Raw genomic sequence first — 23,746 nt, 5'->3', positions numbered from 1 at the left:
CCGAGGCGACGACTGTCGCGAGGGGACGGTGCCCCCCTATCGACCCCTATTTATGGGTGAGGGGAAGGTTACGAAAAGTATTCTCTTCTTCTCCGGCAATCGTCGCCTGACCTCCGATGGCAAGTTCGTCTGACGGAGAGGATCGCCATGTCGTTGCCCACCACCCGCCCGGCGCTGAGCGTGGTCATGCCGACCTACCAGGATCCGCAGTGCCTCGCGCTGACCCTCCAGGCGCTGACCCGACAGACGCTGCCGCCCGAACGCTTCGAAGTCATCGTGGTCCGGGACGGTGGCTCGTCCGACAGGTACGCCGAGGCTCTTGCCGAAGGTGCCGGTCTCCGCCTGCGCGTGGTGGAACTGCCCGGGCGGAAGGGCCGCTCCGTAGCCCGGAACGAGGGGGCACGGCGTGCCTCCGCGCCCCTGCTGGTCTTCCTCGACGCCGACTCGTGGGCCGCGCCCGACCTGTTGGAGAGGCACCTGGCGTGGCACAGCGCGCCCGGTAACGCGGCGGTGCTGATCGGCCGGCGGGACGAGATCGGCCTCGCGGACCTGCCCGCCGTGCTGGCCGGCGAGTCGCACACGATTTCGCGTTCCTTCCCGCACGGTGGGGACCTGCGGTTCGCGACGGGCCTACCGAGCGACGACGGCGACTGGCTCCGGGCCGGCTGGGTGGTCGCCTACACGCACAACATCTCGCTCGCCAGCTCGCTCTTCGCGCAGGTCGGCGGCTACCGCGAGGCGTTCGGTCTGCGCTACGGCGTGGAGGACGTCGAGCTGTTCTACCGCGTGGACCGGAGCCTGCCGGACGGCGTCAACTTCGGCTACGACGACGAGGCCCGGGTCTTCCACCTGCCGCACCACAAGAACATCACCCGCAACTGGATGGAGATGAAGGCCAACTTCCAGCAGGCCGCCAGGTTGTACCCCTGCCTCGAATGGGAGTTCCTCACCGCGGTCATGGGGTATGAGGCGATCCGGCGGATTCTGCACTACCGGGCGCTCATCGACGAGTGCGTCGAGCGGTCGGCCTGCGCCATCGGGCCCGCCGCCGCGCGCCTCGCCGGCCAGTTGCGGGGGCCCAGGGCGCTCTGGATAGGCACCGGCCGTGCCGGGTCGGGGCTGCCCGCCTCGGCGCTCACCTTCGACTACGCCGCACCCGTCGGGCCGACCAACTTCCACCTGCTCGGCGTCGCCCCACCCATGCCGCCGGGCAGTCTGGACGCGGTGGTCAGCGTCGACTTCTGGCGGTACCTGCTGTGGCCGGAGCTCTGCCAGTTCATCTCCGCCTCGCTACTGCTGGCCGGCGAGGTCCACCTGGTCGCCACCGCCGACCCGACGCCGGGGATGTGCGCCGCCGACCCGCAGACGCTGGACTACCTGCGCCAGACGCAGGCCGCCGAGTGCGCGGCCGAGCTGCGCGCGGTCGAGGGGCTCGGCGACGTGTTGACGCTACGGGCCCGCCAGCCCGTGACCGGCGTCGCGCGCCGAGTGGCCGGCCAGGTCGCCGCCAAGGCGTGACATGCGGCACCGGCGCCGGGGCGCTCTCCCGGTGCCAGGTGGCAGATCGACCGTGCGGCCGGGCCCGACGTGGTGTCCCGGCTGGTTCCACCGCGCCCGGATCCGCCTCCAGCGACGGAAAGGCGAGTAATATGCGCGTATTGCTGTCGACCCTCGGGTCACGCGGCGACGTCCAACCCCTCGTGGCGCTGGCATCGCGGTTGAAGGCTCTCGACGTGCAGGTCCGCCTCTGCGCCCCACCGGACTTCGCCCGGTGGGTGGCCGCCTTCGGGATTCCCTTCGTGCCCATCGGCCCGCCCTGGCGCAGGTCGGCGGCGCCCGGGCCGCGCGCTGCCGCGCCTCGACCCTCGCCGGCACGGGTACGTCAGCTGGCCGAGTCCTCCATCGGCATCCAGTTCGAGGTGTTGTCGGGGGCGGCCCGGGACTGTGACGCCCTCGTCGCGTCGACCGGCCTTCAGGTCGCCGCCCGCTCCGTGGCGGAAAAGCGGGGCATACCGTACCTCTTCGCGGCGCTCTGCCCGGCGGTCTTTCCCTCACCGCACCATCCCCCGTTACCGCTGCCGCTGCTCGGGGAGGTGCCCGCGCCCCCGTCGGCCGACAACCGCGAACTGTGGGCCGCCAACCTGCGGCACGTCAACGACACCTTCCGCGCGCCGCTTAACGCGCTCCGGGCGGCGGTCGGACTGGTTCCGGTCGACGACGTCAGCGACCACATCCACACCGACCAGCCGTGGCTGGCCGCCGACGCGACAATGGCGCCCTGGCCGGACACCGCCGACACGGCTGTCTATCAACCGGGTGCCTGGCTCCTGCCGGACGAGCGGGCCCTGCCCACCGAGTTGGCGACCTTCCTGGACGCCGGTGGGCCGTGCGTCTACGTCGGATTCGGCAGTATCGCCGCACCCCCGGGCCTGCTGGAGACGGCCCTCCAGGCGGTGCGCGCGGTCGGTTGCCGTCTGGTCGTCTCCCGGGGATGGGCACCCCTTTCGCTGGTCGACCGGGCCCCCGACTGCATGGTCGTCGGCGAGGTGAACCAGCAGGCGCTGTTCAAGGGGGTGGCCGCGGTGGTCCACCACGGCGGCTCGGGCACCACCACCACGGCCGCGCTGGCCGGGACGCCGCAGGTCGTCATACCGCAGGTCTACGACCAGCACTACTTCGCGCGACGAGTGTCCGCGCTCGGCATCGGCAGCGAACATCCCGGCGCGGTACCGACCGTCGAGTCGCTGACCGCGGCTCTTGGCGGCGCACTCCGGCCCGAGGTGGCCGCCCGCGCCCGCGCGTTCGCCGCGGTCATACGCACCGACGGAGCGCAGGTCGCCGCGAAGCGGTTGGCCGCCACACTGCGGGCGTGAGCAGCCTGTATCGGAAATCGGGCGCGCCGACGACATCCGACACAGGCCCTGGCGCGGCTCATGGCCGCGGGTAACGTGGTGTGACGACGATGTGGAGGTTCTCGTGGTGCGGTTCGGGTTGTTCGGCACCGGTCACTGGGCGGCGCAGACGCACGGCGCGGCGCTGCACGCGCACCCGGGGGCCACGATCGCCGGGGTGTGGGGCCGCGACCCGCGCAAGGCCGCCAGCCTGGCCGACCGCTACGGGGCGCCGGCGTTCACCGACGTCGACGCACTGCTCGACGCCTGCGACGCGGTCGCGGTGGCCCTCCCGCCGGACGTCCAGGCCGACATCGCGACCCGCGCGGCGGCCGCCGGCCGGCACCTGCTGCTGGACAAGCCGCTCGCGTTGAGCGTCGCCGACGCCGACCGGGTGGTCGACGCCGCGCAGGCGGCCGGCGTCGCCTCGGTGGTCTTCTTCACCGGCCGCTACCAGCCGGACATCGCCGCCTTCCTGGCCTCGACCGCCGCCGTCGGCGGGTGGCACACCGCGAAGGCGGTCCGGTTCGGCTCGATCTTCCAGCCGAGCAGCCCGTACGGCGCCTCGCCCTGGCGGCGGCAGCACGGCGCGCTCTGGGACATCGGCCCGCACGCGCTGTCGGTCATCCTGCCGGTGCTCGGCCGGGTCACCCGGGTCGCCGCGATGGACGGGCCGCGCGGGCTCGTCCACCTGCTGCTCACCCACGACGGGGGAGCGACGAGCACGATCTCGCTGACCCTGGACGCCCCGCCCGAGGCGGTGAGCCGGGAGTTCGTCTTCTACGGCGAGAACGGCGTCGAGACCGTCCCGGCCGGCGAGGGCGACTCGGCCACCGCGTTGGGGGTGGCGATCGACCAGTTGCTGGAGGAGATCGGGTCGGGCACCCGGGACCACCGCTGCGACGTGCGCTTCGGCCGCGAGGTCGTCGCCGTGCTCGCCGCCGCCGAGACCGCCCGCGCCGAGGGCCGCACCGTCGACCTGCCGGCTTGAGGGCCGCACCGTCGACCTGCCGACCTGAGGCGGAAAAGCGGTCGCCGGTCGGCGACGACGGAGCTAGGGTCGCGGGCATGTCCGCGCACGCTCTGATCGAGGGGGTCGGCACGCCGGCCGCCTTCGGGCCACTGCTGGCCCGCCTGCGAGTCCGGCGTCCGGCCCTGGCCGGCGCGACCCGCGACTGATCCCGCACCGCACGCACGGCGCCCTCCGCCCGGTCCTGGCCGGGCCCTCGGCGCCGCCCCACCGCCGCCCCGGGTGACACCCCGGGGTGGTGCCGCCGTCGGCGCCACCCCGGTCACCCGCCCGGGTGACGTGCCGCGCGCCACCCCCGTCTCCGGCCGGGCGGTGGCGTGCCGCACCGACCCCGGTCTCCGGCCGGGCGGTGGGTGCCGCCGTGCGCCGCCGACCCGCAGTCCCCGCGCCACGCCCAGGGCCGTCCGAGTCCACTCTTCCCTCGGACAGGCCCCCTTCCGGCTGCCTGTCCGCACCGTCGCCGCACGGCGACAGACAGGACGACGACCCGTGGCGCCCCGCCGTACCCGAGCAACCGAACGCGACCGCTCCCGGCGCGTACTCTCCCAGAACTTCCTCGTCGACCCGGCCGCGATCGCCCGGCTGGTGCACGCCGCCCGACCTCGGCCCGACCGGCTCCTGCTGGAGGTGGGCGCCGGCCGGGGCCAGCTCACCCGGCCGCTCGCCGCCCGCTGCCGGCACCTGATGGCGTACGAGGTGGACCCCGCCGCCGGCGCCGAGTTGGCCAGGGTCTGCGCCGGCCTGCCGAACGTCACCCACCGCCAGACCGACTTCCTGACCGCGACGGCTCCGCCGGAGGAGTTCGACGTGGTCGGCAACATCCCCTGGTCGCTCACCTCGGCCGTGGTGCGGTGGTGCCTGGCCGCGCCCGGGCTGCGCGCGGCGACCCTGCTCACCCAACTCGAGTACGCCCGACGGCGCAGCGGCGACTACGGCCGGTGGACCCGGCTCACCGTCCTGACCTGGCCGGAGTTCGGCTGGCGGCTCGCCGGGCGGGTGCCCCGCACCGCGTTCCGCCCGGTGCCCGGGGTGGACGCCGGCATCCTGCGCGTCGAGCGGCGGCCGGAGCCGCTGCTGGCCGAGTCGGCGCTGCCCGCGTACCGGCGGATGGTGGAGATCGGCTTCGGCGGGGTCGGCGGCTCGCTCGCGGCCTCGCTGGGCCGGCACCACCCGCGGGCGCGGCTGTCGGCGGCGCTGCGGGCGACGCGGCTCGACCCGGCCACCCCGGTCGGGCACGTCTGGCCGGAGCAGTGGCTGGTGCTGTTCCGGCTGCTGCACGCCAGGTGAGCCGGCCAGCCGCTGGAGTGTGGCGTGCAGGTCGTGCCGCGGGTCAGGCCAGCGTGTTCAGGGCCTCGTTCAGCTCGGCGGGGGAGCCGAACTCCTCCGTCGGCAGGGACCGGAGCATCTGGAGCATCTCCGTGCTGACCCCGTTCTCCTGGCCCCAGCGGACCAGGTCCTCCCGGGAGACCGGGTAGTCGAGCCCGGCCAGGTACTCCTGCAACTGCACGCCGGTGACGGTCATGCCGACGGGCTACCCGCTCAGCCCGACGGCACACCGCCTGTGCCTCCCGGGTCCCGGGCCCCCACGCCCCGCTCAGGTCCGGTCCCGCGCGGCCCACGTCGCGCGGGACCGGCGGGGGTGCCGCCCCGCTCGCCGGCCGGCGGTTTGCCCGGCGACACGCCGGGTAGCCGCCCGCCATGCTGGTTCAGCGGCTCGGCGCGCCGAGCGACTTCGACCCGTTGCTGGAGCGCGTCCGGGACGCCCGGATCGTGATGATCGGTGAGGCGACGCACGGCAGCTACGACTACTACCGGCTGCGCGAACAGCTCACCCGCCGGCTGATCGCCGAGTGTGGCTTCTCCTTCGTCGCCGTGGAGGGGGACTGGCCCGACTGCGACCGGGTGCACCGGTCCGTGACGGGCGCCCCGGGCGGGGCCACCGAGCCGCGCATGGCGCTGGAACGCTTCGAGCGGTGGCCGACCTGGATGTGGGCGAACGCCGAGGTCTCCCGGTTCTGCAGTTGGCTGCGGGCGTGGAACGTCGAACGGCCAGCGGACGCCCGGGCCGGCTTCCACGGCCTGGACGTCTACAGCCTGTGGGAGTCGATGCAGGCGATCTTCGACTACCTCGGCGAGGAGGACCCGGCGTCGCTGGAGGCGGCGCAGGACGCGTACCGCTGCTTCGAGCCGTACGGCAAGCGGGTCGAGGAGTACGGCGCGGCCAGCCGGTTCGTCTCGGCGCGCTGCGAGGAGGAGGTCGTCCGGCTGCTGGCGCGTACCCGCGAACAGGCCGCCGCGGACGGCCCGGACAGCTTCTCGGCCTGGCAGAACGCGGAGGTGGTGGCCGGCGCGGAGCGCTACTACCGGGCCATGGTCCGGGGCGGCCCGGAGTCGTGGAACGTCCGTGACACCCACATGGCGGACACGCTGGACCGGCTGCTGGACCGCTACGGCCCGGGCTCGCGGGGGATCGTCTGGGCGCACAACACGCACATCGGGGACGCCCGGGCCACCGACATGGCGGCCGACGGGCTGATCAACATCGGTCAGTTGGCCCGTGAGCGGCACGGGGCCGACGACGTGGTCCTGGTCGGCTTCGGCGGCTACCGGGGCACGGTGATCGCCGCGCCGCGCTGGGGCTCGCCGGCCGAGGCGATGGTGGTGCCGCCGGCCCGCCCGGGCTCGGTCGAGGGCCGGCTGCACGAGCTGATGCCGGAGCGGGCGGTGCTCGTCTTCGGCGGTGCCGACCAGCCGGGCTGGGTCACCGACACCGTCGACCACCGGGCGATCGGGGTGGTCTACGACCCGTCGTTCGAGTCCTGGGGCAACTACGTGCCGACCCGGCTGGGGGAGCGCTACGACGCCTTCGTCTGGTGCGACGAGACCACCACCCTGCACCCGCTGCCCGCCCTGACCACGCCCGGCGAGATGGAGACCTACCCGGCCGGCGTATGACCGGCCGGGTAGGCGTCGGGCGGGTCAGGCGCGGGGGGTCACCGGGGTCTTCTCGTCGAGGTGGGCGCGCAGGCCCTCGCCCTCGATGTCGACGTTCGGCAGGGCCCTGTCCAGCCAGCGCGGCAGCCACCAGGCTGCCCGGCCGAGCAGCGACATCACCGCCGGGACGATCGTCATCCGCACCACGAACGCGTCGATGGCGACGCCGATCGCGAGCGCGAAGCCCATCGACTTGATCACCGGGTCGTCGAGGAACACGAAGCCGCCGAACACCGAGATCATGATCAGGGCAGCGGCGGTGACCACGCGGGCCCCGTGCCCCATCCCGTTGATGGTCGCCTGCTGCGCGGTGTCGCCGTGCACGAAGTCCTCCCGCATCCGGGAGACCAGGAAGACCTCGTAGTCCATCGCCAGCCCGAACAGGATGCCGATCAGCAGGATCGGCAGGAAGCTGACCAGCGGGCCGGGCGTGTCCAGGCCGACCAGGTCGGCGAGGTGGCCCTGCTGGAACACCGCCACGGTGATGCCGAACGTCGCGGCGACGGTGAGCAGGAAGCCCAGCGCGGCCTTGACCGGCACCAGCAGCGAGCGGAAGACCAGCATCAGCAGCAGCACCGAGAGCCCGACCACCAGCAGCAGGTAGACCGGCAGGGCGTCGGCGAGCTTCTCGGAGACGTCGATGCCGATCGCGGTCGCGCCGGTCAGCAGCACGTCCACGTCGCGGAACCCGCCGACCGCGGCCCGGACGTCGTTGACCAGCGTCTCCGTGGCCTCGTCGGTCGGCCCCGTCTTCGGCACCACGCCGAGCAGCGCGGTGCGGCCGTCCGGGCTGAGCTGCGGCGGGGCCACCGCGAGGACGTTCTCGGTGCGCTGGATCAGCGCGGTGACCTGCGGGACGGCGGCCGAGGTGGCCTGCGGGGTGTTCCCGGCGACCACCACCGCGAGGCGGCCGGTGAAGCCCGGCCCGAAGCCCTCGGTGATCAGGTCGTTGGACGCCCGGGCGGGCGAGCCGACGGGCGCGGTGCCCGCGTCGGGCAGCGCCAGCCGCATGTCCGGCGTGGGCAGCGCGAGCAGGCCCAGCCCGAGCAGCCCGACCAGGATGACGGGGATCCGGAACCGGGTGACGGCGCGCGCCCAGCGGAACCCGAGCCCGGACCGCTCCTCGGCCGCTGACGCCGCGGCGCCGTCGACCGCCCCGTCCCCGGCCGGCACGGACGAGCGCAGCCCGCGGGGAAGCACCCGGCGGCCGGCGAAGCCGAGCAGGGCGGGCTGGAGCGTGATCGCGACGAGCACCGCGACGGTGACCGTGGCGGCGGCGGCCAGACCCATCACGGTCAGGAACGGGATGTTGACCACGGCCAGGCCGGCCAGCGCGATGACCACGGTGGCCCCGGCGAAGAGCACGGCCGAGCCGGCGGTGCCCACCGCGCGGCCCACCGCCTCGTCCGGCGGCAGCCCCTCGATCAGGTTCTGCCGGTAGCGGGAGGTGATGAACAGCGAGTAGTCGATGCCGACCGCGAGGCCGAGCATCAGGGCGAGGATCGGCGCGGTGCTGGTCAGGTCGACCACGCTGCTCAGCGCGAAGAGGCCGGCCATGCCGACGCCCACGCCGATCAGGGCGTTCAGCATGGTCATTCCGGCCGCCACCAGCGACCCGAACGTGACCACCAGGACGATCGCGGCGATCGCGACGCCGATCGCCTCGGTCGAGCCGACCTCCGGCACGGCGCTGAGCACCTCGCCGCCGGGCGCGACCTCCCAGCCCTGGGCCTCGGCCCGCGCGCCGACCTGCTCGTACGCGTCGCGCTGGGCGTCGGTCACCTCGTCGGCTCCGGTGGCGAACTGGACCTGGACCAGCGCGTACCGGCCGTCGGGGGAGACCGCCCCCACCTGGAACGGGTCGACGGCGCCGACCACCCCGGGCAGCGTCGCGGCCTCCTGGGCGAGTTCCTTCACCACGGCCTGCCCCTGTGGGCTGCCGAGCGCGCCGTCGGCCGGTGCCTTGACCGCGATGGTGCCGGTCGCGCCGCTGGCCGCCGGGAACTGCTCGGCGAGCAGGTCCAGGGCGCGCTGCGACTCCGTGCCGGGCATGGTGAAGTTGTCCGCCATCGGGCCGCGCAGGGTCGCGGCGGCGAGGCCGAGTCCGACGAGTACGACGAGCCAGATCGCCGCGACGAGTCGCCGCCGGCGCATCGAGCCTCGGCCGAGCCGGTAGAGCAGGGTCGCCATGAGTTCCTTGTCCTCGGTCGTGGTGGTTGGGAACGAGTCAGTCGACGGGCTCCAGCGCCCGCCGTACGAGTGCCAGCAGGGCGGCGCGCAGCTCCTCGTCGGGTACGTCGACGAACTCGCCGCACGTCTCCGCGATGCCGGCGAGCAGCACCAGCGCGGTGATCCGGGCGGAGGGGCGCTCCGGGTGCCCGGCGAACGCGTCGATCAGCTGCTCGGAGATCCGCTGGACGTGCGCGAAGGCGGGCTGCTGGAGCAGCTCCGGGAACTCGCCCCGGATCAGGGCGATCTCGCGCCGGAACCGGACCGCGAGGTCGACGAAGCCCTCGGCGGCGACCCGCTGGGCGTCCGCCCCCCGGTGCGCGGCGATCCGCTCGCCGAGCGCCTGGAGGACCTTCATGGGCCGGGCCATCAGCTCGGTGAGGATGGCCTCCTTGTTGGCGAAGTGGTAGAGCACCGCCGCCTTGGAGCAGCCCACCTCCCGGGCGATGTCCTGCAACGAGGTGCCCCGGTAGCCGGTCACCGCGAAGCGTCGCGCCGCCGCCGCCAGGATGTCGTCGTGTGTCTCCGGTACCGCCCGCGCCATGCCGGTCCACCTCCCCGAACCAGCATGCCTGACCGATCGGTCAGAGCCTGACCGATCGGTCAGATCGAAGGCGTGGCGTTCCCCACAGGCCGTCGGGGTGTGCCGCGGGCCGACACCCTCCGGCGCCGGTCCGGCCGAGGTTCAGCGGGGCGCCGGACCCGAACCGGGGTCGTTGCCTAGCCCGCCTCGCCGTGCGCCCGGTCGTACGCGTCCCGCGCGTCGGCGATCGCGGTGCGGTGCCGCTCGGCCCAGCTGGTCAGGGCGACCAGCGAGTCGTAGAGCTCCAGCGCGATCGGGGTGGCGGTGTACTCCACCTTCGGCGGCACGGTCGGATAGACCGTCCGGCGCAGCAGGCCGTCGCGTTCCAGGTTGCGCAGGGTCAGGGTGAGCATCCGGCGGCTGATCCCCTCCACGGTGCGCTCCAGCTCGGTGAAGCGCACCGGCCCCTGGGAGGCGGCGACCAGGATGCCGATGCTCCACTTGCCACCCACCCGGTCGAGCACCTCGCGGACGGTGCACGCCCTGGCCTGGCCGGGGGTGAAGGGCGCGTCGCCGGCCGCGCACGCCTGGGCCCCGTCCACGGACACATCGGTGTTCCCCTGGGACATGAAAGTGCCTCCTTACGCTCCGCCTCATGGTCACAGAAGATGTCTCTGGTAACAAACCGTGCACCTAGGAGGCGTCCGTGTCCACCCGTACCGCCGAATCCCGCTGGCCGGCGCTGCTCGTGCTCTGCGCCGGCAGCCTGATGATCATCCTGGACGGCAGCATCGTCGCGGTGGCGCTGCCCGCCATCCAGCGGGACCTGGGCTTCACCGCGACCGGCCTGGCCTGGGTGGTCAACGCGTACCTCGTCGCCTTCGGCGGGCTGCTGCTCCTCGCCGGACGCCTCGGCGACCTGCTCGGCCGGCGGGCGGTCTTCCTGGCCGGCGTCGCGCTGTTCACCGTGGCCTCGCTGTTCTGCGCGGTGGCGACCGGCCCGGAGGCGCTGGTCGTGGCCCGCTTCCTCCAGGGCGTCGGCGGGGCGCTCACCATGGCGGTGAGTCTCGGCATGATCGTCCGGCTCTTCCCGGAGCCCGCCGAGCGGGCACGCGCGATCGCGGTCTTCAGCTTCACCGGAGCCGCCGGGGCGTCGATCGGCATGCTGGCCGGGGGCGTGCTCACCGACCTGGCCGGCTGGCCCGCCATCTTCGCGGTCAACCTGCCGATCGGGCTGCTGATCCTGCTGGCCGCCGTACGCCTGCTCGACGCCGACCGCGGCATCGGCCTGCGCGCCGGCCTGGACCTGCTCGGCGCGGCGCTGGTCACCGGGGGCCTGATGCTCGCCGTGCTGGCGATCGTCGGCACCGGCGAGCACGGCTGGGCCTCGGCCCGGACGCTCGGCGCCGCCGCGCTCGCGGTGGCCCTGCTCGTGGCGTTCGGGCTGCGGCAGCGGTCGACCGGGACCCCGCTGCTGCCGCCGCGGGTGCTGCGTACCCCCGACCTGGTCGCCGCCAACGTCGTGCAGTTCCTCATGGTCGCCGCGTTCTTCGGCTTCCAGTTCCTCCTCGCGCTGGAACTCCAGCTCGTCCTGGATCTCGACCCGACGGCCACCGGGCTGGCCTTCCTGCCCACGCCGGTGACGATCGCGGTGGTCTCGCTCGGCCTCGCGGGCCGGCTGATCGCCCGGTACGGCGCGCGGGCGCTGCTGGTCACCGGGCTCGCGCTGGCGGTGGCCGCGTTCCTGCTGCTCGCCCGGCTCCCGGTCGACGGCGGCTACCTGCCCGACGTGCTCCCGTCGATGCTCCTCTTCGGCGTCGCCGGCGGGCTCGCCCTGCCGGCGGTCACCACGCTGGCGATGGCCGGCGCCGACCCGGCCGACGCCGGGCTGGCCTCCGGGCTGGTCAACACCACCCAGCAGGTCGGCGGCGCGCTCGGGCTGGCCGTGCTCGCCACGCTGGCCGCCAGCCGCGCCGACGGCCTGCGGAACGTCGGCTGGGCCGAGGCCGAAGCGCTCGCCGCCGGCTACCGGACCGCGTTCACCGTGGCCGCCGCCCTCGTCGCGGCCGCCCTCCTGGTCGCCGTGGCCACCCTCCGCCCCCGGCCCGCCCCGGCCCCGGCCGCCGCCCCGGCCCCGGCCGCCGCCCCGGCCCCGGCCCGCCGGTCGGCCGCCTGACCGGCGACGACGGCGTGCGCGACGAGAAGCAGGCCGGACCGGGGCGGAAGCGCCAGACCGCGCCGAAGGAGCCAGCCCACGGCCTCTTCCTCGCGTCGACGATCTTGCACTTACGGCCCTTGAGATGCGTGACCTGTCCCCATTTGTGGGGGCAGGAAGTGCAAGATCGCGCACCACGGGAGCGGCGGCGATCCGCTCGTCGGGGGAGGGCACAACGTCGTGTCCGGTTGACCGTCGGTCGCCGGGCCGGGAAGGTTGTCGGATGAGTCGTGCTGACGAGACCCGGGACGGGGTGTCGCTGACCAACCTCGACCAACCGCTGTCCGACGGCGACGACGCGACCAAGCGGGACCTGGTCGACTACCTCGACGCCGTCCACGAGCGGATCCTGCCGCCGCTGCGCGGCCGGCCGCTGTCGGTGATCCGGGTCCGACCCGGGCAGCCGGCGTTCATGCAGAAGAACCTGCCGAAGTACACCCCGGACTGGGTACGCCGCACCTCCGTCTGGGCCGAGGCGTCCCACCGCGAGGTCTCGTACGCGCTCTGCGACGACCGGCGCACCCTGCTCTGGTTCGCCAACCAGCGCGCCGTGGAGTACCACCCCACCCTGGCCACGGTGGACGACCTGCACCGCCCGACCCACCTGGTGCTCGACCTCGACCCGCCCGAGGGGGACTCGTTCGGGCTGGCGGTGGCTGCCGCCCTGCTGGTCCGGCAGGCGCTCGCCGACGCCGGGCTCACCGGCGCGGTCAAGACCAGCGGTGCCAAGGGCGTGCACGTCTTCGTGCCGGTCGCGGCGGGCGCCGCCGTGGAGGACATGGCCGCCGCCACCCGGGCGATCGCCGCCCGCGCCGAACGGCTGGACCCGGCGCTGGCCACCACCGCCTTCATCCGGGAGGACCGGGGCAGCAAGGTGTTCGTGGACTCGACGCGGGCCGGCGGGGCGACCGTGGTGGCCGCCTACAGCCCGCGGCTGCGGCCGGGCGTGCCGGTGTCCTTCCCGGTGGACTGGACCGACCTGGGCGACGTCGCTCCGGCGGACTTCACGATCCGCACCGTCCCGGCGCTGGTCGCCGACCGCGACCCGTGGGCCGAGCGGATGCCCGCGCCGCAGCAGCTCCCGGCGGACCTGGTCGCGGAGGGACACACCATCCCGATCGCGCGGGTGCAGGCCATGCACGAGGGCAAGCGCCGGGCCCGCGCCCGCCGCGCCGCCGGCTGACGTACGCGCCGCACCGCCGGTGACCGCCGGCCGGCCGAAGCTCCGTCGCCGGCCGGAGCCCGGCGGCCGGCTGGAGGTGTCGTCGGCGTGGCGCTACCGCTCGCCGGGTCGGACGAGCCCGCTCTCGTAGGCGATCACGACGAGCTGGGACCGGTCGCGGGCGTGCAGCTTGGCGAGCAGGCGACTGACGTAGGTGCGGGCGGTGTCCGGGCTGAGGTGCAGGGCGGCGCCGATCTCCGCGTTGGACCGCCCGGCGCCGACCTGGGCGAGGACGTCGCGTTCCCGCTCGGTGAGCCCGGCGAGCCGGGTGCCGTCGGGCACGGGGGAGCGGGCGGCGGCGGCGAGGACCCGGCGGGTGACGGCGGGCGACAGCAGCGCGTCCCCGCCGGCCACGGTGCGTACGGCGGCGCGCAGGGCGTCGGGCGCGGTGTCCTTGAGCAGGAACCCGGCCGCCCCGGCGCGGATGGCGTCGAAGAGGTACTCGTCGTCGTCGAAGGTGGTCAGCATGACCACCTGGACGTCGGCGAGGCCGGGGTCGGTCAGGATGCGCCGGGTGGCCTCGATGCCGTCGGTGCCCGGCATGCGGACGTCCATGAGGACGACGTGCGGCCGGTGGGCCCGGACGGCGGCCAGGCCGGCGGCGCCGTCGGTGGCCTCGGCGACGACGGTGATGTCCGGGTCGCGTTCGAGCAACGCGCGGAGCCCGGCGCGGATGAGGTGCTGGTCGTCGACGAGGACGACGCGGAGGGGCGTCACGGCCGGGGCCCGGACAGCGGCAGTCGGACGGACACCCGGAAGCCGCCCGTCCCGGCGGTGCCGGTGTGGACGGTCCCGCCGAGCAGGGCGACCCGCTCGGACATCCCGCGCAGCCCCTGGCTCCCGCCGCCCTGCTGGCTCAAGCCGCCCGGTGCCTGGCCCCCGTCGCACAGCCCTTGGCTGCCGCCGCTCCGCACCGGGCTCCCGCCGCCCGGTGCCTGGCTCCCGCCGCCGTCCCCGGGTGGCGCGGCGGCGCCCCGGCCGTCGTCGACGACCTCCAACGCCAGGTGGGAGCCGGTCGCCCGGACGGCGACGTCGACCCTCGTGGCCCGCGCGTGTCGCAGCGCGTTGGTCAACGCCTCCTGCACGACCCGGTAGGCGGTCGTGCCCACGACCGCCGGCAGCGCGCCGACGTCCCCGTCGACGCGCAGGTCGACGGCGAGCCCGCTGCGGCGGACGCCCTCCGCCAGGGCGGTGAGCTGGTCGACCCCCGGTGGTGGCCGGCGGACGCCGGCGTCGCCGCGCAGGGTGCCCAGCGTCGCGCGCAGCTCGGCCATCGCGCTGCCGCCCGCCGAACGGATCGCCGCCAGCGCCGCGTCCACCCGCTCCGGTGCCCGGTCGGCGAGCGCCTCCTGCGCCACCGCCGACTGGAGCGTGACCACGGACATCGTGTGCCCGAGGGTGTCGTGCACCTCCCTGGCGATGCGCAGCCGCTCGGCCTCGACCTGCCGGGCGGCCTCCCGCCGCCGCTCCTCGGCGGCCGCGACCACCTGCCGCGCCAGCTCGGACCGCAGCGAGCGCCGGTGACGGACAGCATCGCCGAGGGCGACGACGGCCAGCATCAGCGCCGCCTCGGACCCGAGGCCGAAGCCCAGGACGATGCCGGCGTCGTCGCCCTCGGCCAGCCGCGACGCCACCGACGCGGCCAGCAACGCCCCGCCGACCACCGCCGCCCACAGCGCCCGGCCCCGCTCCGCCGCCGCGTACAGGACGGCGGCGGCCGGCGCGGCCAGGCCGATCGGCGGCAGGTCCAGCGTGTAGTACGCCGTGATGCCGAGCGCGGTCGCCAGCAGCGCCGGCACGGGCCAGGCCCGGGCGACCAGCAGCAGGGCCCCGAAGCCGGCCGCGAATCCGTACGCCGCCGGGGCGCCCGGGGCGTCGCCGGTGGCCACGGCTGCCGCGACCAGGCAGAAGGTGGCCAGGCCGAGCAGGGCGTCGGTGCGGGTGGGGCGGGATACCGGCACGCCACGAGCGTAGGACCAACCGGGCGCCGGCGCTGTCGCCCAGGCGCGTCCGTCAGCGGCTGTCGGCTACGTCCGGAAGCGACCTCGACCGCGCGGGTGGGCGACCGGGCGGCGTCGGCGCACGTCCGGAAGCGACCCGGGTTCGCGCTCCTGGGCGGCAGACCGGCGACGGCGGCCGGCCTAGCGTCGACGACGACCAGGCGTACGGCGTCGGAACGGCGCGACGGATCGGCAGGAGGACTCATGACCCGCAACAGGCTGACCTGGGCGGTGCTCGTCGCTCTCGTGTGGACGGCGATGATGTCGTTCGGCGGCGTCGCCGCCGAGACCGTGATGCTCTACCCGAACATCTTCGGCGACCCGCCGGCGTCGCTGGACCGGGCCCGCGAGTTCCTGGTGGCGGGCGGCCCGAGTGACTACTTCCCGCCGCTCGGCGCCACCGTCGTCCTCACGTCCCTCGCCGCGACGGTGCTCACCTGGCGTGACCGCCGGCTGCGCTGGTGGATCGTCGGCGCGGCAGCGGTGTTCGTCGCCTGCGAGTTCCTGTTCTCCGTGTTCTTCTTCTGGCCGCGCAACGAGATCATGTTCGTCGACCCGGTCGGCACGCACTCCCCGGAGTACCTGCGCCAGGTCGCCGCAGAGTTCGTCGCCGGGCACCGGGTGCGTCTTCTGGGCGGTGCGGTGACCGCCGTGCTGGCGTTCACCGCGCTGCTGCGCTGGGCCCGGTCCACCGCGCCACGGACCTGACGGAGACGGACAACGGGGCGGACGCGTCTGCGTCCGCCCCGTGCGTGTTGGGCGAACGCCAGGGCCAACATGGCCGGCACCCGGGATCGGCACCTTCAGGCTCCGCGAGCCGAGGCGGGCGATGACGGCCGACGCCGGCACATGTTCGGCACAGGGGCTTCCCACCCGACGGGCGCGCTGCCCTATGGCGACGATGATCCAATAGGTAGTCTCTCGCTCATGGTCGCGCTGCCCCGCGCCTCGCGTTCATGGCGACCCCGCGCCGCAGCCTTCGCGTCGCGTCATGCCTCGCGGTCGCCCTTCGATGAGCCGCCGTGCGGACGATCGAGGTGGCCCGAGGCGTTTGCCGCGTAGACGCCCCGCGCTCGGTGGACCCGTGGACGTTGTTGGCCGCGCTGCGGCCCATCGGTTCAACGGGAACGGATGCACATTGAGAGGGTTTAGTGATTAAGGCTGGTTCGAAGGTCCTGGCTCTGATTGTTGGTGCGCTCGTCATTCCGTTGAGCCTGATCGGATGCACGGAGAGCGAAGGATCCGGCGGGCGGACGGAGATTGTCGAAATCGAGAACACCGCACAGGTCTTCGGCAGGCAGGGTGAGGCGGTGACCGTCAAGAGGAACTACATGATCCTGAACCCACCGAAAGATCTCACGGAGTTGAAAGAACTGGTCGAGGGCTACAGCAAGGATCACCCGATTGACGGAGAAGTCGAGGCGACACCAGGTCGGAACAGGGTTTTCGACGTGTCCTTCTACAGGGAGAGCGAGGATCTGCCGAGAGGCTGGCAGCCTGATGAAGGCTACCTGAACACGGATCGACTCGAACATCACAAGAACGATCTGGTTGCATCTGTCTCCTGGTCGGATGTCGATCCGAAAAAGAACTACGATGTTTATGAGAAGAGCAAGAAGGGCAAAATCGTGAAGCGGATGCGCTTCATCGACGATCAGCTTGTCGAGTGATGCTGGAATCTGAGGCGGGTATGTGGCCGCAGCCGTTGCCGTCGTTCCTGCGGCCGGCCTCGCTGTGCTCGTCGAATGGGCTGCCGTCAAGACTGTGGCAGCGGACAGGAGAGGTGAGCCGGTAGCCGGCACGAACGCCTACCTCCTGACTGGCATCGAGGCGATGAGGCATGCCGTCGCGGCATACTTGGCGCAGTGAGAATTGGCGAAGGCCCCTTAGTGTGACCAGGTCGTCAGTAGGCTTTGCTTGTGAACGACCTGCGGGTGTCCGATCGTGATCGGGAAGGTGTTGTGGCTCGGCTCGGTGCCGCTGCCAGCGAGGGGCGACTGACCCTCGCCGAGCTGACTGATCGGTCAGGGCAGGCCTATGCCGCGAGGACCTACAGCGAGTTGGCGGCCCTGGTCGCCGACCTGCCGCCGGCGGAGCGCGACAACCGAAGCCTGGTCGTCGATTACACAGGCCTGGCCCTATCGCTCTTGGCGCTGGCCGGGGGCGTGGTCTGGATGCCGCTGTTTCCGCACCTTGATTTCGGTGCCCTTCTCGGAGTCACCGGCGTCGTGTTCGGCCTGTTCGCGATTCGTGCAAGCGCTCACGCTCTTTGCCGTGCGGTGGCAGTCTTGGGGCTTGTCGGCGGCTCATTCGGCGTTGCCCTGCAAATCGCCTGGATTGCTGTCAACGCGCTGGAGTACGTAAATGACTTGCTCTTGTAATGCGTAGGTCGTGCTGGGCGCGGGCCGCCGTCCTCACGCCCGAGGTGCAGGCCTCGCCCCTGTACGAACCCGCACGACCCGCGGCACGCCGCCGTGTCGAGGTGGCTCAACGGGGGAGTGCCGCCGACCCAGGTAGCCGAGTGGGCCGGGCGATCCGGCGGGGTGCTGTTGAGGATCTACGCCAGGTGTCTGGACGGCGGTGACGCCGCTCGCCGGCAGCGCATCGAGAGCGCTTTGCCACGACTGACCCGCGCCGAGACTTCGGCACGTAGGTGGCACAGACGCCCGCTACGTGCCGCTGACGGCCCCGGACACCGCCGGACACATGATGAAGGCCCTTGACCGGGTTTTGCCTGGTCAAGGGCCTTCTCGTGCTGGTCGGCTCTGGTGCCCCCGGCAGGATTCGAACCTGCGCCCCCGCCTCCGGAGGGCGGTGCTCTATCCCCTGAGCTACGGGGGCTCAGCGACTTGAGAAGACTAGCAAACGCCTCCCCGGAACGCCGAATCGGTATCGGATGATCGAGCCCGTGTCGCCGAGCCAGGCCGCGGGCGGCCCGGAACGCCTGGTCGGCCCGCTGGTCGGCCCGGGCGGGCTGGTAGGCCCCGGTCGGGGCTGGTCGGGCTGGTCGGCCCCGGTCGGGCTGGTCGGGCTGGTCGGCCCGGTCAGGCTGGTCGGCCCGGTCAGGCCGGTCAGGCGGCGACGGCGCGGCCGCAGCTGGGCAGCGGGTGCAGCACGATGCGGCGGGGCAGCCGGCGGGGCCACTCGCTGCGGGGCCAGGAGCCGTCGACGATCAGGTGCACCGTCCGCTGCTCCGCGCCGCTGAGCCGCAGCACGAAGTCGCGGGGGAGCGGCGGGTCGACCGACGGCGTGGTGATCATGAAGCGCACCCGGCCGCGGGACGAGACGGCGGAGATGACGTCCGCCGCCGGCATGGTGCCGCGCAGGCGTACCCGGCCGATCCAGTAGACCTCGGCGAGGTGCTCCTGCGCGGCACGGGTGATGGCCGGGTACTCGCTGCGCACCCAGCGCTCCACCGCGCCCACGCAGAGCCCGCAGGCCCGCTCCCGGGGCTCCCGCGGGCCCAACCCCCAGGCCCGCAGGTACGCCCCGACCGCGCCGGCGTCCATCGGCAGCTCGAAGCGGCGCTGGATGAGGGTGTGCAGGCTCTGCCGCGTCCACAGCTCCTCGTCCAGGCCCAGCGCGTCGGGGTAGACGCCCCGCAGGACGTCGATCAGTTCGAGTTCCTGTTCGCGGCTGAGCGTTCCCGGCTCGCCCTGCCGCTGTCCGCGACGGACGGCTGCCACCGCCCCGTCACCGCCGATGGTGTGGCGTCGGCACCAGCTGGTGACCGAACGCCGTGCGTCTCTCAGTGCAACCCCCACGTCTTGCGCAACGAGCCCGAATCGCAACTGGTCACGATATGTGTGGAGAAAACTCCCTTAGCGAGGCAATCGGTCGGACCGGCCAGTAGTTCACGTAAGCTAGCAAACCGGGCACAGGCCCCGGCGAGAACGGCGAGAGGCCCGGGTCGGCCGGGTGAACCGGCGCGACGCGGACCTCTCGACGGATGAGCGGTGCGGCGGGGGCGGGTCAGCCGCCCAGGCGCTTCAGCGCGTTCTGCAGGTTGGTCAGGTCCTTACGCTGGGTGTTCTTCATCGTCTGGGCCGTCCGGACGACGTCAGGCTCGTCGCTGGCGTCGAGCACGCCGTCGATCATGTGGATGCCGCCCAGGTGGTGCTTGATCATCATTTGCAGGAACAGGACGTCCAGTTCCCGGCCGTCGGCCGCGCGCAGCTTCGCCATCTCCTCGGGGGTGGCCATGCCCGGCATCAGCCCGTTCTTGACCAGGCCGGCGCCGTCGGACATCCAGGACATCGGCGGCTCGCTGCCCGCCGGGTCGAGCCCCCACGAGCGCAGCCACGCCTGCATGATGCCGAGCTCGCCCTGCTGGGCGGTGGCGATGTCGCCGCCGATGCTGCGGACCTCCGGGTCCGTGCCCCGGTCGAAGGCGATCAGGCCCATCTCCACCGCCTGCGCGTGGTGGGTCGTCATGTCCCGGGCGAAGCCCGCCTCCGCCGAGGTCTCGCCCGGCCGGGTGAGCCGGGGCGTCAGCAGGCCGCCGGCGTACCCGAGGAGCAGCCCGACCACGACGGCGAGAGCCAGCGCGGCGGTGCCCCAGCGGCGCGCGGACGGCCGCCGCTCCTCCGGAGCGGGGCTGGCCGGCTCGGCGGTATCGATCATGGTCGGGGTGCTCATCGCTCTCCTCAGCCCATCTGGTTGCCGTCGCGCGGCGTGGTGCCGGTGGCGGTGATGCCCTGGCTGCACAGCGCGGTCGGGCCCTCGATCGAGGCGTTGACCCGCAGCGCCTTGATGAAGTCGTCGATCCGGCTGTCGTCGGCGTTGTCGACCTTGAGCTGGTAGCCCCAGGCCTGCAGGGAGATCGGCTTGTCCAGCCCCTCGAACGGGCTGAGCATCATCTTCTCCTTGCCCTGCACCTTCTCGGTCAGCTTCGCCACCTGGTCGGCGGGCAGGCCGGGACGGTAGGTGATCCAGATCGTGCCGTGCTCCAGGCTGTGCACCGCGTGCTCGTTGGCGACCGGGGCGTCGTAGACGTCACCCATGCAGTTCTGCCAGGCCGCGTTGTGGGGGCCGGCCACCGGCGGCAGGACCGAGTAGGTGATCGGGCCGGTCTGGTGGTTGCCGCCCGCGACGAGGTCCTTGTCCTTCTCGCGGAAGTTGACGATGCCCTGGATGTCGGCCGCCCGGTCCTCCCAGGGCTTGGAGCCCTGGAACGACGCCCAGGCGCCGTAGCCGATGATCGACACGGCGAGCACGCCCACGGCGACGAAGAGCGCGATGGGGCCCCAGGAGCGGCCCTGGCTCACCTTCACCGGGGTGACCGGCTTGCGGCCCTTGCCCCCGGCGCCCGGGCGGGGACCCGTCGGCTTGCCGGACCCGGCCTTGTTGCCGGACCCGGTCTTGGCGCTGCCGGACCCGGCCTTGTCGGCGCCCGCAGCCGGCCGGCCCGCCGCCGGCTTCTTGCCGGTGCTGACCACGGTCGGACGGCGCTCGGGGCCGCCACCAGGTGTGCTGATGCTCATCGTGCCTCGTCAGGTCGGTCGGTCAGGGGATCCGGCGGGCCGGTTTCACACTCTGGGTCGCCGCCGCGGGTGCCGAGTCTACCCCCGATAACATGGATCGGTGACTCCCGCAGAACTCGCCGAGGTCGTCCTCTCCGCAGCCCACGCCGTCTTCACCGAGCGGGGCCTGGACCGCTCCGCCCTGCCGGACTCCACGGCGGTGGAGCGACCTCGCAACCCCGAGCACGGCGACTACGCCTCGACGCTGGCGCTCCAGCTCAGCAAGAAGGTGGGCGTCCCGCCGCGCGATCTGGCCACCGGCCTCGCCGAGCAGCTCGGGCGGGCCCCGGGGGTCAAGTCGGTGGAGATCGCCGGCCCGGGCTTCCTCAACATCCGGCTCGACGCGGCCGCCGCCGGCCAGCTCGCCCGGACGATCGTCGAGGCCGGCGAGGAGTACGGCCGCAGCGAGCGGCTCGCCGGTCAGCGGATCAACCTGGAGTTCGTCTCGGCGAACCCGACCGGCCCGGTGCACATCGGCGGCGTCCGCTGGGCGGCCGTCGGCGACGCGCTCAGCCGCCTGCTGCGCGCCACCGGCGCCGACGTCGGCACGGAATACTATTTCAACGACGCCGGCTCCCAGATCGACCGGTTCGCCCGTTCCCTGCTCGCCGCCGCGAAGGGCGAGCCGGCCCCCGAGGACGGCTACGCCGGGGCGTACATCACCGAGATCGCCGACGCCGTCCGCGGCGCCCGGCCGGACGTGCTGGAGCTGGACGACGCCGCCGCCCAGGAGGTCTTCCGGGTCGAGGGCGTGCAGCTCATGTTCGCCGAGATCAAGTCCTCGCTGCGCGGCTTCGGGGTGGAGTTCGACACCTACTTCAACGAGAAGGACCTGCACGACCGGGGCGAGCTGGACCTCGCCCTCGAGCGGCTGCGCGCACAGGGCCGGGTGTTCGAGAGCGACGGCGCGACCTGGCTGCGCACCACCGACTTCGGCGACGACAAGGACCGGGTGCTGCGCAAGTCCAACGGCGAGTGGACGTACTTCGCCGCCGACTGTGCCTACTACCTCGACAAGCGCGAGCGCGGCTTCGAGCGGGTCGTGATCATGCTGGGCGCCGACCACCACGGCTACATCGGCCGGATGAAGGCGATGGCCGCGTGCTTCGGCGACGACCCGGAGCGCAACCTGGAGATCCTGATCGGCCAGATGGTCAACCTGGTCCGCGACGGCGCCCCGGTCCGGATGAGTAAGCGGGCCGGCACCGTGGTGACCCTGGAGGACCTGGTCGACGCGATCGGCGTCGACGCTTCCCGCTACGCGCTGGCCCGCTACTCCAGCGACTCCCCGATCGACATCGACGTCGAGCTGTGGACCCGGGCCACCCGCGACAACCCGGTCTACTACGTCCAGTACGTGGCGGCCCGGACGGCCAGCGTGGGCCGCAACGCGGCCGAGGTGGGGCTGACCCGGGGCGACACCGAGGCGTTCCGCCCCGAGCTGCTCGGGCACGAGAAGGAGAACGAGCTGCTCAAGGCGCTCGCCGAGTTCCCCGCCGTGGTCGCCATGGCGGCCGAGCTGCGGGGGCCGCACCGGGTGGCGCGCTACCTGGAGGAGCTGGCCGGGGCCTACCACCGGTTCTACGACGAGTGCCGGATCCTGCCGCGCGGCGACGAGGAGGCCACCGACCTGCACCGCGCCCGGCTCTGGCTGAACGACGCCACCCGCACCGTGATCGCCAACGGGCTGCGCCTGCTGGGCGTCTCCGCCCCCGAGAGGATGTGACATGCGAGCGCATGAGGCCGGTGCCCTGCACGGGGACATCGGCAGCCGGGGGCCGGCGTGGCTGCGTACGCCGGTCGACGTCAACGCGCTGGTGCCGGCGCTCTGGCCGCGCAACGTGACGCGTGGCGGCGACGGGGTGCTCACCGTGGCCGGGCTCGGCGTCGGCGACCTCGCGGCCGAGTTCGGCACGGCGGTGTACGTGCTCGACGAGGACGACCTTCGCTCGCGCTGCCGCGACTTCCGCACCGCCTTCGACGGCGTCGACGTCTACTACGCGGGCAAGGCGTTCCTCTGCCGCGCCGTGGTTCGGATGATCGCCGAGGAGGGCCTGCACCTCGACGTGTGCACCGGTGGTGAGCTGGCCACCGCGCTGTCGGCCGGGATGCCGCCCGAGCGGATCGGCTTCCACGGCAACAACAAGTCGGTCGGCGAGCTGGCCCGGGCGCTGGACGCCGGGGTCGGGCGGATCATCCTCGACTCGTTCCACGAGATCGACCGGCTCACCGCGCTGGCCCGGGAGCGGGGCGTCCGACCGAAGGTGATGATCCGCGTCACCGTCGGCGTCGAGGCGCACACCCACGAGTTCATCGCCACCGCGCACGAGGACCAGAAGTTCGGCTTCTCCCTCGCGGGCGGGGCGGCGGCCGAGGCGGCCTTCCGCGTGCTCGACGAGGGCGTGCTGGAGCTGCGCGGCCTGCACTCGCACATCGGCTCGCAGATCTTCGACGCCAGTGGCTTCGAGGTCTCCGCCCGTCGGGTGCTCGGCCTCCAGGCGCAGATCCGCGACGCGCGCGGGGTGGAGTTGCCCGAGCTGGACCTCGGCGGCGGCTTCGGCATCGCGTACACGACCCAGGACGACCCGGCCGCGCCGCAGGACCTGGCGAAGCGGATGCGCCGGATCGTCGAGTCCGAGTGCGCCGCCGAGCGGCTGGCGGTGCCGCACCTGTCGATCGAGCCGGGCCGGGCGATCGTCGGGCCGGCCGTGTTCACCCTCTACGAGGTCGGCACGGTCAAGGACGTGGACGGGATCCGGACGTACGTGAGCGTGGACGGGGGGATGAGCGACAACATCCGCACCGCGCTCTACGACGCGTCCTACTCCGCGACGCTGGCCTCCCGGGCGTCGGCCGCCGAGCCGATGCTCGCCCGCGTGGTGGGAAAGCATTGTGAGTCCGGGGACATCGTGGTGAAGGATGAATTCCTGCCCGCCGACGTGCAGCCCGGAGATCTTGTCGCGGTGCCCGGCACCGGCGCCTACTGCCGGAGCATGGCCAGCAACTACAACCACGTGCCCCGGCCCCCCGTGGTCGCGGTGCGGGCCGGCCGGGCGCGTCTGATCGTCCGGCGGGAAACCGAAGAGGACCTGCTCGCATTGGATGTGGGATGACGTCACC

21 protein-coding genes and 1 tRNA gene are annotated in these 23,746 nt (G+C 73.2%); 12 read left to right on the top strand and 10 right to left on the bottom strand.

Features of this window, described 5'->3' with window-relative positions:
- The first annotated feature begins 147 nt into the window (after positions 1–147).
- The 4 genes from ACZ6Q9_RS04690 to erm all read left to right on the top strand — a co-directional run bounded on the left by ACZ6Q9_RS04690 (position 148) and on the right by erm (position 5,208).
- On the top strand, positions 148–1,518 hold the full coding sequence (locus tag ACZ6Q9_RS04690; RefSeq protein WP_396827793.1) for a glycosyltransferase family 2 protein: 1,371 nt from the start codon (positions 148–150) through the stop codon (positions 1,516–1,518).
- A 131-nt stretch (positions 1,519–1,649) separates the two neighbouring features.
- Positions 1,650–2,873, top strand: a complete 1,224-nt coding sequence (locus ACZ6Q9_RS04685; RefSeq protein WP_396827791.1) for a glycosyltransferase — start codon at positions 1,650–1,652, stop codon at positions 2,871–2,873.
- Between the two features lie 103 nt (positions 2,874–2,976).
- Positions 2,977–3,882: a Gfo/Idh/MocA family protein gene (locus ACZ6Q9_RS04680; protein WP_393450940.1), complete on the top strand. Its 906-nt coding sequence runs from the start codon at positions 2,977–2,979 to the stop codon at positions 3,880–3,882.
- Between the two features lie 528 nt (positions 3,883–4,410).
- The gene (erm, locus tag ACZ6Q9_RS04675) at positions 4,411–5,208 is read left to right on the top strand and encodes an ErmE/ErmH/ErmO/ErmR family 23S rRNA (adenine(2058)-N(6))-methyltransferase (RefSeq protein WP_396827790.1); all 798 of its coding nucleotides are present in this window, start codon (positions 4,411–4,413) and stop codon (positions 5,206–5,208) included.
- 43 nt (positions 5,209–5,251) lie between these two features.
- Here the strand turns inward: erm and ACZ6Q9_RS04670 are convergent, their stop codons facing one another.
- Entirely contained in the window at positions 5,252–5,443 is a 192-nt protein-coding gene (locus tag ACZ6Q9_RS04670) for a DUF2795 domain-containing protein (protein ID WP_396827788.1), read from the bottom strand.
- A gap of 176 nt (positions 5,444–5,619) precedes the next feature.
- Here ACZ6Q9_RS04670 and ACZ6Q9_RS04665 point away from each other — a divergent pair, with 176 nt between their 5' ends.
- Positions 5,620–6,876, top strand: a complete 1,257-nt coding sequence (locus ACZ6Q9_RS04665; RefSeq protein ID WP_396827786.1) for an erythromycin esterase family protein — start codon at positions 5,620–5,622, stop codon at positions 6,874–6,876.
- A gap of 24 nt (positions 6,877–6,900) precedes the next feature.
- Here ACZ6Q9_RS04665 and ACZ6Q9_RS04660 read toward each other — a convergent pair whose 3' ends face one another.
- The 3 genes from ACZ6Q9_RS04660 to ACZ6Q9_RS04650 all read right to left on the bottom strand — a co-directional run bounded on the left by ACZ6Q9_RS04660 (position 6,901) and on the right by ACZ6Q9_RS04650 (position 10,296).
- Positions 6,901–9,105, bottom strand: coding sequence for an MMPL family transporter (locus ACZ6Q9_RS04660; protein WP_396827784.1), 2,205 nt, complete (start codon positions 9,103–9,105; stop codon positions 6,901–6,903).
- Between the two features lie 37 nt (positions 9,106–9,142).
- Entirely contained in the window at positions 9,143–9,688 is a 546-nt protein-coding gene (locus tag ACZ6Q9_RS04655; protein WP_357459477.1) for a TetR/AcrR family transcriptional regulator, read from the bottom strand.
- A 176-nt stretch (positions 9,689–9,864) separates the two neighbouring features.
- The gene (locus ACZ6Q9_RS04650) at positions 9,865–10,296 is read right to left on the bottom strand and encodes a winged helix-turn-helix transcriptional regulator (protein ID WP_396827782.1); all 432 of its coding nucleotides are present in this window, start codon (positions 10,294–10,296) and stop codon (positions 9,865–9,867) included.
- 77 nt (positions 10,297–10,373) lie between these two features.
- On the opposite strand from ACZ6Q9_RS04650, the gene ACZ6Q9_RS04645 reads away from it, so the two are divergent.
- Both ACZ6Q9_RS04645 and ACZ6Q9_RS04640 read left to right on the top strand, forming a co-directional pair.
- Positions 10,374–11,843: an MFS transporter gene (locus ACZ6Q9_RS04645; protein WP_396827781.1), complete on the top strand. Its 1,470-nt coding sequence runs from the start codon at positions 10,374–10,376 to the stop codon at positions 11,841–11,843.
- 262 nt (positions 11,844–12,105) lie between these two features.
- On the top strand, positions 12,106–13,065 hold the full coding sequence (locus tag ACZ6Q9_RS04640) for a DNA polymerase domain-containing protein (protein WP_396827779.1): 960 nt from the start codon (positions 12,106–12,108) through the stop codon (positions 13,063–13,065).
- Between the two features lie 93 nt (positions 13,066–13,158).
- Here the strand turns inward: ACZ6Q9_RS04640 and ACZ6Q9_RS04635 are convergent, their stop codons facing one another.
- A complete protein-coding gene (locus tag ACZ6Q9_RS04635) occupies positions 13,159–13,821 on the bottom strand; it encodes a response regulator (RefSeq protein ID WP_396827777.1) in 663 nt (220 codons plus the stop codon).
- Positions 13,818–15,065, bottom strand: coding sequence for a sensor histidine kinase (locus ACZ6Q9_RS04630; RefSeq protein WP_396827775.1), 1,248 nt, complete (start codon positions 15,063–15,065; stop codon positions 13,818–13,820). The genes ACZ6Q9_RS04635 and ACZ6Q9_RS04630 overlap by 4 nt, the downstream gene beginning before the upstream one ends.
- 243 nt (positions 15,066–15,308) lie before the next feature.
- On the opposite strand from ACZ6Q9_RS04630, the gene ACZ6Q9_RS04625 reads away from it, so the two are divergent.
- The 3 genes from ACZ6Q9_RS04625 to ACZ6Q9_RS04615 all read left to right on the top strand — a co-directional run bounded on the left by ACZ6Q9_RS04625 (position 15,309) and on the right by ACZ6Q9_RS04615 (position 17,485).
- On the top strand, positions 15,309–15,812 hold the full coding sequence (locus ACZ6Q9_RS04625) for a DUF1772 domain-containing protein (RefSeq protein WP_393261075.1): 504 nt from the start codon (positions 15,309–15,311) through the stop codon (positions 15,810–15,812).
- A gap of 443 nt (positions 15,813–16,255) precedes the next feature.
- On the top strand, positions 16,256–16,774 hold the full coding sequence (locus tag ACZ6Q9_RS04620; protein ID WP_466021390.1) for a hypothetical protein: 519 nt from the start codon (positions 16,256–16,258) through the stop codon (positions 16,772–16,774).
- Between the two features lie 249 nt (positions 16,775–17,023).
- Positions 17,024–17,485, top strand: a complete 462-nt coding sequence (locus ACZ6Q9_RS04615; RefSeq protein WP_396827770.1) for a DUF1707 domain-containing protein — start codon at positions 17,024–17,026, stop codon at positions 17,483–17,485.
- Positions 17,486–17,870: 385 nt separating this feature from the next.
- On the opposite strand, the gene ACZ6Q9_RS04610 is transcribed toward ACZ6Q9_RS04615, so the two are convergent.
- The 4 genes from ACZ6Q9_RS04610 to ACZ6Q9_RS04595 form a co-directional block, all read right to left on the bottom strand.
- Positions 17,871–17,945: transfer RNA gene (locus ACZ6Q9_RS04610), tRNA-Arg, on the bottom strand.
- 230 nt (positions 17,946–18,175) lie between these two features.
- Positions 18,176–18,868: a winged helix-turn-helix domain-containing protein gene (locus tag ACZ6Q9_RS04605; protein WP_393261068.1), complete on the bottom strand. Its 693-nt coding sequence runs from the start codon at positions 18,866–18,868 to the stop codon at positions 18,176–18,178.
- A 208-nt stretch (positions 18,869–19,076) separates the two neighbouring features.
- Positions 19,077–19,727: a DUF305 domain-containing protein gene (locus ACZ6Q9_RS04600; RefSeq protein WP_396828016.1), complete on the bottom strand. Its 651-nt coding sequence runs from the start codon at positions 19,725–19,727 to the stop codon at positions 19,077–19,079.
- A 23-nt stretch (positions 19,728–19,750) separates the two neighbouring features.
- Positions 19,751–20,587 (bottom strand): DUF3105 domain-containing protein, encoded by an 837-nt coding sequence (locus ACZ6Q9_RS04595; RefSeq protein ID WP_393450965.1) that lies wholly within the window; start codon positions 20,585–20,587, stop codon positions 19,751–19,753.
- 100 nt (positions 20,588–20,687) lie between these two features.
- Between ACZ6Q9_RS04595 and argS the strand changes: the two genes are divergently transcribed.
- Positions 20,688–22,352 carry an arginine--tRNA ligase gene (argS, locus tag ACZ6Q9_RS04590; protein ID WP_396827768.1) on the top strand — a complete coding sequence of 555 codons (1,665 nt, stop codon included), beginning with the start codon at positions 20,688–20,690 and terminating at the stop codon, positions 22,350–22,352.
- Position 22,353: 1 nt separating this feature from the next.
- The gene (gene lysA / locus ACZ6Q9_RS04585) at positions 22,354–23,739 is read left to right on the top strand and encodes a diaminopimelate decarboxylase (RefSeq protein ID WP_393261061.1); all 1,386 of its coding nucleotides are present in this window, start codon (positions 22,354–22,356) and stop codon (positions 23,737–23,739) included.
- Positions 23,740–23,746: the final 7 nt, after the last annotated feature.

This window comes from Micromonospora sp. NPDC049139 (assembly GCF_055586845.1).
Note: the sequence above shows the minus strand (reverse complement) of the source record. Positions and strands in the feature narration are given on the sequence as shown.